Below are 9,591 nucleotides of genomic sequence, written 5' to 3'. Positions count from 1 at the left end.
ACGGATGCTTTTTACGCTAAAAAAATTTATTGGCGCGTTGATCCTGCCGCTGCCGTTTCTCTTATTGCTGATGGCACTCGGCCTGGCGCTACTTTGGTTTAGTCGTTTTCAGCGAACAGGTAAGATTTGTCTTAGTCTCGGCTGGATTGCATTGCTGCTCCTGAGCCTGCAGCCCGTTGCCGACGGACTGTTAAAACCCATCGAAAATAGCTATCCGACATGGCAAGGAACTGAGCGAGTGGAGTACGTGGTGGTGCTGGGCGGCGGCTACACGTGGAATTCGCAATGGGCACCCAGTTCTAACCTGATCAACAATAGCCTACCGCGCCTGACGGAAGGCATCCGCTTGTGGCAACAAAACCCTGGCGCGAAGATGATTTTTACCGGCGCTGCGGCAAAAACCAATCCGGTGAGTACCGGCGAAGCTGGCGCTCGCGTGGCAGAAAGCCTCGGCGTGCCGCGCAGCGATATTATCATTCTGGATAAACCGAAAGATACTGAAGAGGAAGCCGCGGCTGTCAAAGCCGCCATCGGCGATGCGCCCTTCCTGCTGGTGACGTCAGCTTCTCATTTGCCACGCGCGATGATTTTCTTCCGCGGTGCGGGGCTGCACCCGTTACCAGCACCTGCAAATCAGCTGGCAATTGACTCACCGCTGAACCCGTGGGAACGCATCATCCCTTCGCCCGTCTGGCTGATGCACAGCGATCGCGTGGGCTACGAAACGCTGGGGCGTATCTGGCAGTGGCTGAAAGGATCAGGCGAGCCAGGGAATCAGTGATTTCGCCGCCAGGTCGAAATTCGCCCGGTTGAACCGCCCGGTGTTTACCAGCTGGGCGACCTCATCCCACAGCAGATACAGCCAACGCCGCCAGAGAAAGGCTTCAGCCACCGGTGCGCGCTGAAGGTAGTGCCACAGCAATCCTTCAGCCAGCCCGCTGTCCGCAAGCCGGAACAGCTCATATTCTCGCGGCGCCCAGAGCATCACGCCCGGCCCCACCATCGCCAGTAGCTGATCGCTGCGCGAATCTTTCAGCATGCTGCGCAGCGTAAAGTTGCCGTGCACCAGCACGCAGTTGTCATTAAACCCCTCAAACAATGCGGGCAGACATTCGCGGGTGCGGAACAAAATGCGTTTATCCTGCATCGTCAGCCCGGTGTTGTCATAAAGATTCAGCGTTCCCCACAGGACTTCCAGCCGTTGGCGATACCACAGCGGCCAGAGATTCTCCTGCGTGCTGTCGACCGTGCCAACACATCCCCCGCTGTCCTGACGGTGCCAGGCCAGCAGACCTTCAACAATCTGATCTTTAAGCTGCTCCCAGCGATCGGGCGTCCTGGCTGGCGCTTCAACAGGTACGCCACGCAGACGCTCCAGCAGCAGCACATCTGGCCCCGGGTGTTCTTCATGAGTCATCACGCCATAAACCACCGGCATTCTCACCGTTCCGCTACGGGCCAGAGTGGAAATCTTCCACGCCAGCTGTCGGGCAAGTCCCGGTGTGGTAAAGCTTCTGGCCATCAGCGGCATCGGGTGACCCTGCGCATCGTACAGCGACCACAGCGACGAATCCGTTTTCTCACTCACGCACTCCACCCGGCTCAGCTTTTCGCCCAGCAGATGGCTCAGTTCGGCACGCAGTTGTTCCATATCTGATTACCCCTGTGAAGACTACTGTTTTTATAATGAGCGCCGACGCCGGAGATGTCACCGGATAAGATCAAAAACGGGATAAAAACGCGGGGAAACGAAGCAGGAAAAGCTCCCCTCAGGGCCGAGGGGAGCGAAAAATTAGCGTAATTCTGCGCGAACGCGGGCGAGATCCTCAGGTGTATCTACGCCAGTGCCCGGCACTTCTTTCGCCACGGCAACATGAATTTTTTCGCCGTACCACAGCACGCGAAGCTGTTCGAGCATCTCAATCTGCTCGAGCGGGCTCGGAGCCCAGGTTACATAGCGGCGAATAAATCCGGCGCGATAGCCGTAAATACCAATATGGCGCAGCAGCGTGTCGCCAATTACGTCGCGACTTTGCGCAAAGCGGTCTCTGTCCCATGGAATGGTGGCGCGGGAGAAATAGAGCGCATAGCCTTGCGCATCCATCACCACTTTCACCGCATTGGGGTTAAAGGCTTCTTCCGCATCGTGAATAGGCACGGCCAGCGTCGCCATGCCGGACTGACTGGCAGCGAGATTATCCGCAACCTGGCGAATGATTACCGGTGGGATCATCGGCTCGTCGCCCTGGACGTTGACGATCAGCGTGTCATCACTGAAGCCGCATTTTTCCACAACCTCAGCCAGACGCTCGGTACCGGACTGATGATCGGCACGGGTCATGCAGACTTCACCACCTGCTGCTTCAACCGCACGGGCCACTTCTTCATGATCGGTGGCAACGATAATACGTTCCGCACCTGATTCGCGGGCGCGCTCCAGCACGTGCACGATCATCGGCTTGCCGTTGATATCCTGCAATGGCTTGCCCGGCAAGCGGGTTGAAGCGTAGCGAGCGGGAATAATAACGACAAAACTCATGGATGGCTCTCTTCTGCGCTCAATGGACGGGCTTCGTTTTCCAGCAGGACGGGGATGCCGTCGCGCAGCGGGAAGGACAAGCTGTCGAGCTTGCAGATAAGCTCTTGCTTATCCTGACTGTAATAGAGCTTACCGTTGCAAACCGGGCAAGCGATGATTTCAAGTAAGCGATGATCCATGGTTCCTCCAGAGCGGACCGAATAAGTATCTGGCGCAGCATAGCACAGAGGCCGTTTATGCGGCGGCAATTTCCCAACCTGACGGCTGAGCGCTGAAAAGTTCGCCAGGAGGCTGATTAAGCTGAATACGACTCGCTCCTTGCCAGCGCGCAAAATCGGTAATGGCCTGTTTCAGCCCTTTCTCCAGCGAAGACGTAATCCGTACGCCCTCTTCCAGATAGAGGGCAAAAATTTCCAGCACGCCGGTTTTGCGATGCATTTTGCTGTCCATTCGCCCAACCAGCTTTCCATGGTGAAGCAACGGCAGAACAAAATAGCCATACTGACGCTTGTGAGAAGGCGTGTAGCACTCCAGGCGATAGGTAAAATCAAACAGCTGCTCAGCGCGTTTGCGATCCCAGACAACCGGATCGAAAGGCGAGAGCACGGCGCTATGGGTGGCAGTCAGCTTGCCAGCCAGCGCCTCTTCCAGCTGTGGCAGATAATCGGTGTGCAGCCACATCGGGCCGAGCTTTTCCACTTCCAGCGGAATAATGCGCCCTTCTTCCTGCCAGCGCGCCAACAAAGAGGGCAACGCTGGCTGGCGTAAGCGATAATAGTCGGCCAGCCACTGCCCGCGAAAAATGCCCAGGCTTCGGGCACTATTCTGCAGCATCAGTTCTTCGGCTTCTTCCTGCGTCAGCAGGTCACGTTCGTCGTCCCAGTGGGGCATTACCCGGGTGGTCAGATCATAGATTCGTTGAAAATTATGTCGACCAATCACCATGACCTTACCCGCGGTAAATAATCCCTCCAGATGGCGCTTATGAGGCTTCCACTCCCACCAGCCGCTGGCACCTTTTCGGGGGTGTTCAAAATCAGCCGAACGAACCGGGCCATTGTGCTGAATATGATTGATTAATGCCTGAATGTCTGCGGCGTGCTCCGTCATCCACTCGTGCCGGTACTTCCAGCCCATTTTATCCGGGGAAAGCATTCTGTGGCGTATCAGGGGAAAGTCACTTCTCGGCAGAAAACAGGCCTCATGAGCCCAGTATTCCATCAGATCCCCCCGACCGAGCGATTCATCCAGCCAGTGCTGCGGGTAAGCGCCGAGGCGGCTGAATAACACCAGATAAGGGCTTCGGGCAACCACATTGATGGTATCGATTTGCAGCAGAGACATGCGCTGAATGGTAGCGAGAATATCTTCAGGCTGAGGACGGCGGCGGTTTTTTTTTAGCAGGCCCTGAGCGGCCAGATGAAGGTGGCGCGCGGCGGTAAGTGAAAGCGTTACTTCTGACATTCAATGCCCTCGTCAGCTTTGCCTGCCCGCGCGCGGAATGCTAACGCCGGACGAGGCCGACCAGTTTCTGAATCAACCGCGGCGCGCTTTCGTCATCGAAAACAGCGTCTACCGGTAAATACCACCAGTTATCCTGTGCAAATTGACGGCATTTTACGGCGTCTTTTTCCGTCATAATGAGCGTTTGCCCTTCCGTTGCCAGAGCCTGAAGGTCTTCGGCTGCTAATACCTGATGATCGTTCAACGCAACAGTTTTGACTGGCTGAACGCCACACTGCTCGAGGGTGGCAAAAAAGCGTGGTGGGTGACCAATTCCGGCCATAGCAACTACATCAGTAAGTGAAGATACGCTACGTTTTTCACCGGTTCTCAGGTTAACCGCGAGGCCCGGGTGCAGCTGCATGGGAATCTCACCCTGGCGCGGCACGCCACCATTGACGATAGCGGCATCCACGCTCTTCAGGCGAGAGGCCCGTTCGCGCATTGGCCCTGCCGGTAACCACCAGCCGTTGCCGAAGCGACGAACGCCATCAATCACCACAATTTCAACATCACGGGCAAGGCGGTAATGCTGAAGACCATCGTCAGTAATGATAATCTGCAGATCTTGACCCGCCAGTAATGCCTGAACGGCTTCGCTGCGGCTGGGGGAAACGGCAACGGGTGCGCCCGTGCGCTGATAAATCAGTACGGGTTCGTCACCTGCTTCTGAAGGGAGCGTCCGGGGCGTCAGCACCAGCGGATAGCGTGCCGCTTTGCCACCGTAACCGCGGGAAACAACACCCACTTTAATACCCTGCTGCTGAAGTTGCTCCACCAGCCAGATCGCCACAGGCGTTTTCCCATTACCACCCGCAGTCAGATTTCCCACCACCACCACCGGCACTGGCGCGCGCCAGGCTTTTTTAAGGCCAAGGCGGTAGCTCAGGCGAATAGCGCCGCTCACCAGGCCATACAGCCAGGAAAGCGGCAGCAACAGCAGCCAGAGAAGCGATTCGCCAGACCAGATGCGTGCGATCATTGCCCAAACTGCATTTTATGCAGCTGTGCGTACACGCCACGGTGTTCGATCAGGTCCTGATGGCTGCCACGCTCGACGATGCGACCGTCTTCCACCACCACGATTTCATCGGCTTTTTCGATAGTCGACAGGCGGTGAGCAATCACCAGAGAAGTGCGGTTTTTCTGTAGCTCATCGAGAGCGGCCTGAATAGCACGTTCGGATTCTGTATCCAGCGCGGAGGTCGCTTCATCCAGAATCAGGATTGGGCTGTCTCGCAGCAGAGCACGCGCAATGGCAATACGCTGGCGCTGCCCGCCGGAAAGCAGCACGCCGTTTTCGCCGATCACCGTGTCCAGACCGTTATCCATCTTATTGATGAAATCCATGGCGTAGGCCATTTTCGCGGCTTTCTCGATGTCTTCGCGGCTGTAGATGTCGGTGCGGGCATACGCAATGTTGTTAGCTACCGTATCGTTAAACAGGTGAACGTTCTGAGACACCAGCGCGACCTGATCGCGTAAGGATGCCAGCGTATATTCACGAATATCATGCCCGTCCAGGATGATGTTACCCTTGTCCACATCGTAGAAACGGGTAATCAGGCTCGCCATCGTTGATTTACCGGAACCCGAACGCCCAACCAGCGCAACGGTTTTACCTTCCGGAATGTTCAGGTTGATATCACGCAGCGCAGGTACTTCACGACCCGGATAAGTGAAGGTGACATCGCGGAATTCGACGTTACCCTTTGCACGCTCAACAACGCGAGTGCCTTCGTCTTTCTCCTGCTCGCTGTCGAGGATAGCGAACAGGGTCTGACAGGCCGCCATACCGCGCTGGAACTGGGCGTTGACGTTGGTCAGAGATTTCAACGGACGCATCAGAGCAATCATGGAGGAGAAGACAACGGTGATTGTACCGGCAGTCAGGGTATCCATTACGCTCGGAAAGCTTGCCGCATACAGAACAAACGCCAGCGCCAGAGAAGCAATCAGCTGAATGATCGGATCGGAGATAGAAGAGGCAGAGACCATCTTCATACCCTGAGTACGCATCTTATTACTGACTTTATCAAAGCGTTTGGTTTCCACTTCCTGGCCGCCGAACATCAGCACTTCTTTATGCCCTTTTAGCATCTGCTCCGCGCTGGTGGTCACCTGCCCCATCGTGTTCTGCATATTTTTACTGATGCTGCGGAAGCGCTTTGAAACCAGGCGGATCGCAAAGGAAACAATTGGCGCCAGCACGATGAGGATCACCGACAGCTGCCAGCTGTACCAGAACATCATCACGAACAGGCCAATGATCGAGGCCCCTTCACGCACAACGGTGATCAACGCGCTGGAAGAAGATGACGCGACCTGCTCAGAGTCATAGGTGATTCGGGACAGCAATGTCCCCGTAGACTGCTTGTCAAAGAAGGCGACCGGCATGCCCATCATATGGCCGAAAAGACGGCGGCGCATAGTCATCACGACCTTGCCAGAAACCCATGAAATACAGTAGCTTGAGATATAGCTGGTGATACCACGCAGGACCATCAAACCAATCACCACCAACGGCATCCATAGCAGCACAGAGCGATCCGTTTTACCAAAACCGTCATCCAGTAACGGCTTGAGAAGCGACAGCATAAAGGTGTCGCTGGCAGCGTTAAGAATTAACGCGACCGCAGAGACGATCAGGCCCGCTTTGAAAGGCGCAATCGTTGGCCAGAGTCGGCGGAAAGTCTGCCACGTCGAGAGATCTTTGTCGTTCTGCATTCAAAAAACCAGCTTATGTTGAGATAGCCGCACATTCTACCCGTTATCACGGGCATCGCCAAACCACTGATGATACCAGCGGGGGGATATTTGATCGCGTAAGCTCTGGATTTGCCAACCTTCCGGCGAAAAATTGACCGTTATCTGCCCCTGACGGGCCGTATCGAACCACTGGTAATCCCTTTGCGTATAGCGCGCCTTAACCTTCGCGGACGGAAAATGCCATGCGTTATACCGTGCAGCAGATGACAGCGCCGCCCGCCCACCGACTGCCTGCAGCAGCGCCGGCGATGAGGAGGTACTACTACCGTGATGCGGCACCTGAACAAGTGTAGACGCAAGATGTTGCCAATAGCGGCTCAGCATCGACATTTCCGCCGGTATTTCAATATCTCCCGTCATCAGGAAACTATTTCGCCCGTCATCGACCCGAACGACACAGGAACGATTATTCCCTTCGGTTCTGTTTTCAGGCAAAGGCCACAGTGCTTTGAACGTCAGCCCCTGCCAGCGCCAGTTCTCTCCTCTTTGACAGGGCCGGTGGTTTGGCCATGACAAAGAACTCCGTACCCAGACATCAGGCCAGGTTTTGAGTAACGTATTCAGCCCGCCGCGATGATCGAGATGCTCGTGGCTGAGAATAATGCCTTCCGGTGTTATGTGATGCCAGCGCAGCCAGGGAACAATCAGCTGCCGTGCACTGTCTCCTCCCGGCCATGCAAGACCGGTGTCATACAGAATCGCTTTGCCGTTGCGCTCGATGACCATGGACAGCCCCTGCCCGACATCCAGCATCGTCACGGACCAGCCCTGCGATAGCGGGCGCCACAATGGCGAAGCCAGCAGAACGCAGCTCGTCAGGGATATCCCGGGCCATTTTATCCAGCCATCAAGACGCCAGAGTACAACGGCAAGCCATGGCAACAGCGTGAGACTTTGCCAGCGATAATCCACCTCTCGCCAGCCTTCCGGCAGAGAACGTAAAAACCAGAACAGGCCAGCAAGCAACCTGTCCGCCATCAACCAGACGCCTTGCTCGATAACCTCCGGGCCGGTCAAATGGAGCACCATCCCGGCTAACAGCAGTGGGATCTCACACAGGGTAACCAGCGGCACGGCAACAAAGTTTGCGGGCAAGGATGTCCAGGAGATCCCGTTGAAAATGAAAACCTGAAGCGGGAGCAGCAGAAACATCAGTCCGGACTGCAGATGCAGCAGACTCCAGACGGCATTCAGCAGCGCAGAGCGTCTGATTCGGCGGCACGGTACCCATTGATACCAGAAGATAAGCGTTGCAACGGCGAAAGCAGAAAGCCACAGGCTTTGTGACAATATCGCCAAAGGATCCAGGACCAGAATGGCCGCCACGCAGCATAGCCATACCTCCCACGATGTCCATTTATTACCTCTCATTCGCAACAGAAGCCAGATACCGGTTGCAACGACGGTGCGCAGCGCCGGTGGCTCCATGCCGCTTAGCCACGCATAAAAGGCGCCCACCAAAAAGGTGGCACACACAGGTATTCTCCAGCCAATCCACTTACAGGGCATAACGATTTGTATACCCCTGACGACAAGCCAGCCCAGCATCGCCACCAGTGAAATATGCAGGCCTGAAATAGCCATAAGGTGTGAAGTTGCGGTCTGCTGCAGTAGCATTTTTATCTCCGCGGAGACAGCAACACGCTCTCCAACGGCCAACGCAAGCATCACTTGATGCCAGGGATAGCGTTCAACGCTCTTAAAGAGTGATGTGACAAACCGGGCGCGCAGGCTGCAGCTTTGCTGCAAAACCGTTGCATGAGTAAATCGGCCTGTTAGCGGACGGTGTAGCGAAAATGCATATCGCTGGCTGTCAAACATACCCTCATTCAGCAGGCCATGTACCGCTCTGGTACGCAGAGTCATTTTCCATAGCTGCCCTGCGCAAACGGTACCTGGCAAACGCTGCCCATAAAGCACAATCCCTGGCGCCGGAAACTGCCGCAGCCCATTGATACTCAGTAGCTTCGCGTAGTGCTTCTCTTCCCCGTCAGAGGCAACTATCTCCACCTCAGCCTGCACTGTTTTTCCTGACAGGGTATTCGCAGGAATCACAACATCGTGAGCTGCAAAAATTCCCCAACAGAAAAAAAGGAGAGTTAATCCAATGATTCTCAATAGGCTGGCTGAAAAGCAAAGCGATGCGGCCAACAGCGTTATTCCGCCGGTAACGATCGCTGAGGGCAGCTCGGGTAACCAAAGCAGCGGGCAAATGCCGGCGATGGCGCAGGTAGCTAATGTCGGTAACCGCATGACGCCTCCTTGTCACAGGCAGTGTTGCGAAGTCAGGCAGGCTTGTCGTCAGTTAAAAAGGAATTTTACGAGGGGGTTTCCGGGGAGTTTGCGTTGTTGCAGCACGCACAAGAGAAATTGCGAGGAGGCTTCAGAAATGATCACCGTCAGCAGCGACAGCAATAAAACAAAAAAAGCACCCACAGGTGCTTTCTTCACGTTCAAGTTCCGGAGCGTTCCGGGAACTCAATCGCCGTAAATATTGGCGCGATCGCGCAATTCTTTACCTGGCTTAAAGTGAGGAACGTATTTACCTTCCAGCTCAACTTTATCGCCGGTTTTTGGGTTGCGCCCAACGCGTGGGGCACGGTAGTGCAAAGAGAAACTGCCGAAACCGCGGATTTCAATGCGCTCGCCCTGGGCCAGCGTAGAGGCCATATGTTCCAGCATCTCTTTCACAGCATCTTCTACCGCTTTCGCAGGGATGTGAGATTGCTGGCTTGCAAGTCTTTCAATGAGCTCTGACTTGGTCATGATTCCTCCGGTTT

At 55.4% G+C, this 9,591-nt stretch carries 10 protein-coding genes; 2 read left to right on the top strand and 8 right to left on the bottom strand.

The features are described 5' to 3' along the window. The first annotated feature begins 4 nt into the window (after nucleotides 1-4). A complete protein-coding gene (elyC, locus tag AB1287_RS07310; RefSeq protein ID WP_312628336.1) occupies nucleotides 5-781 on the top strand; it encodes an envelope biogenesis factor ElyC in 777 nt (258 codons plus the stop codon). On the opposite strand, the gene AB1287_RS07305 is transcribed toward elyC, so the two are convergent. From AB1287_RS07305 to AB1287_RS07275, 7 genes are all read right to left on the bottom strand, one after another. Next, nucleotides 758-1,651, bottom strand: a complete 894-nt coding sequence (locus AB1287_RS07305) for a YcbJ family phosphotransferase (protein ID WP_312628335.1) — start codon at nucleotides 1,649-1,651, stop codon at nucleotides 758-760. The two genes, elyC and AB1287_RS07305, sit on opposite strands and share 24 nt — an antisense overlap. Before the next feature lie 141 nt (nucleotides 1,652-1,792). Beyond that, on the bottom strand, nucleotides 1,793-2,539 hold the full coding sequence (kdsB, locus tag AB1287_RS07300; RefSeq protein WP_312628334.1) for a 3-deoxy-manno-octulosonate cytidylyltransferase: 747 nt from the start codon (nucleotides 2,537-2,539) through the stop codon (nucleotides 1,793-1,795). Beyond that, nucleotides 2,536-2,718 carry a protein YcaR gene (ycaR, locus tag AB1287_RS07295; RefSeq protein ID WP_312628333.1) on the bottom strand — a complete coding sequence of 61 codons (183 nt, stop codon included), beginning with the start codon at nucleotides 2,716-2,718 and terminating at the stop codon, nucleotides 2,536-2,538. Before ycaR ends, kdsB begins: the two co-directional genes overlap by 4 nt. 55 nt (nucleotides 2,719-2,773) lie before the next feature. Then, on the bottom strand, nucleotides 2,774-4,003 hold the full coding sequence (locus AB1287_RS07290; protein WP_435617377.1) for a winged helix-turn-helix domain-containing protein: 1,230 nt from the start codon (nucleotides 4,001-4,003) through the stop codon (nucleotides 2,774-2,776). 40 nt (nucleotides 4,004-4,043) lie between these two features. Next, nucleotides 4,044-5,024, bottom strand: a complete 981-nt coding sequence (gene lpxK / locus AB1287_RS07285) for a tetraacyldisaccharide 4'-kinase (RefSeq protein ID WP_435617376.1) — start codon at nucleotides 5,022-5,024, stop codon at nucleotides 4,044-4,046. Further along, nucleotides 5,021-6,769 carry a lipid A ABC transporter ATP-binding protein/permease MsbA gene (gene msbA, locus AB1287_RS07280; RefSeq protein ID WP_312628329.1) on the bottom strand — a complete coding sequence of 583 codons (1,749 nt, stop codon included), beginning with the start codon at nucleotides 6,767-6,769 and terminating at the stop codon, nucleotides 5,021-5,023. The genes lpxK and msbA overlap by 4 nt, the downstream gene beginning before the upstream one ends. Nucleotides 6,770-6,805: 36 nt before the next feature. Then, on the bottom strand, nucleotides 6,806-9,016 hold the full coding sequence (locus tag AB1287_RS07275) for a ComEC family protein (RefSeq protein ID WP_435617505.1): 2,211 nt from the start codon (nucleotides 9,014-9,016) through the stop codon (nucleotides 6,806-6,808). On the opposite strand from AB1287_RS07275, the gene AB1287_RS07270 reads away from it, so the two are divergent. Beyond that, nucleotides 8,919-9,302, top strand: a complete 384-nt coding sequence (locus tag AB1287_RS07270) for a hypothetical protein (protein ID WP_435617508.1) — start codon at nucleotides 8,919-8,921, stop codon at nucleotides 9,300-9,302. The genes AB1287_RS07275 and AB1287_RS07270 overlap by 98 nt on opposite strands. Here AB1287_RS07270 and ihfB read toward each other — a convergent pair. Further along, entirely contained in the window at nucleotides 9,290-9,577 is a 288-nt protein-coding gene (gene ihfB / locus AB1287_RS07265) for an integration host factor subunit beta (protein WP_097163563.1), read from the bottom strand. The genes AB1287_RS07270 and ihfB overlap by 13 nt on opposite strands. Nucleotides 9,578-9,591: the final 14 nt, after the last annotated feature.

The organism is Scandinavium sp. UTDF21-P1B (assembly GCF_040750395.1).
In the GTDB taxonomy this organism is placed as follows: domain Bacteria; phylum Pseudomonadota; class Gammaproteobacteria; order Enterobacterales; family Enterobacteriaceae; genus Scandinavium.
Note: the sequence above shows the minus strand (reverse complement) of the source record. Positions and strands in the feature narration are given on the sequence as shown.

What these genes read in the sequence shown, in the direction of transcription:
- elyC (WP_312628336.1), top strand. Translation starts at nt 5, where the DNA reads ATGCTTTTTACGCTAAAAAAATTTATTGGCGCGTTGATCCTGCCGCTG.
- AB1287_RS07305 (WP_312628335.1), bottom strand. Translation starts at nt 1,651, where the DNA reads ATGGAACAACTGCGTGCCGAACTGAGCCATCTGCTGGGCGAAAAGCTG.
- kdsB (WP_312628334.1), bottom strand. Translation starts at nt 2,539, where the DNA reads ATGAGTTTTGTCGTTATTATTCCCGCTCGCTACGCTTCAACCCGCTTG.
- ycaR (WP_312628333.1), bottom strand. Translation starts at nt 2,718, where the DNA reads ATGGATCATCGCTTACTTGAAATCATCGCTTGCCCGGTTTGCAACGGT.
- AB1287_RS07290 (WP_435617377.1), bottom strand. Translation starts at nt 4,003, where the DNA reads ATGTCAGAAGTAACGCTTTCACTTACCGCCGCGCGCCACCTTCATCTG.
- lpxK (WP_435617376.1), bottom strand. Translation starts at nt 5,024, where the DNA reads ATGATCGCACGCATCTGGTCTGGCGAATCGCTTCTCTGGCTGCTGTTG.
- msbA (WP_312628329.1), bottom strand. Translation starts at nt 6,769, where the DNA reads ATGCAGAACGACAAAGATCTCTCGACGTGGCAGACTTTCCGCCGACTC.
- AB1287_RS07270 (WP_435617508.1), top strand. Translation starts at nt 8,919, where the DNA reads ATGATTCTCAATAGGCTGGCTGAAAAGCAAAGCGATGCGGCCAACAGC.
- ihfB (WP_097163563.1), bottom strand. Translation starts at nt 9,577, where the DNA reads ATGACCAAGTCAGAGCTCATTGAAAGACTTGCAAGCCAGCAATCTCAC.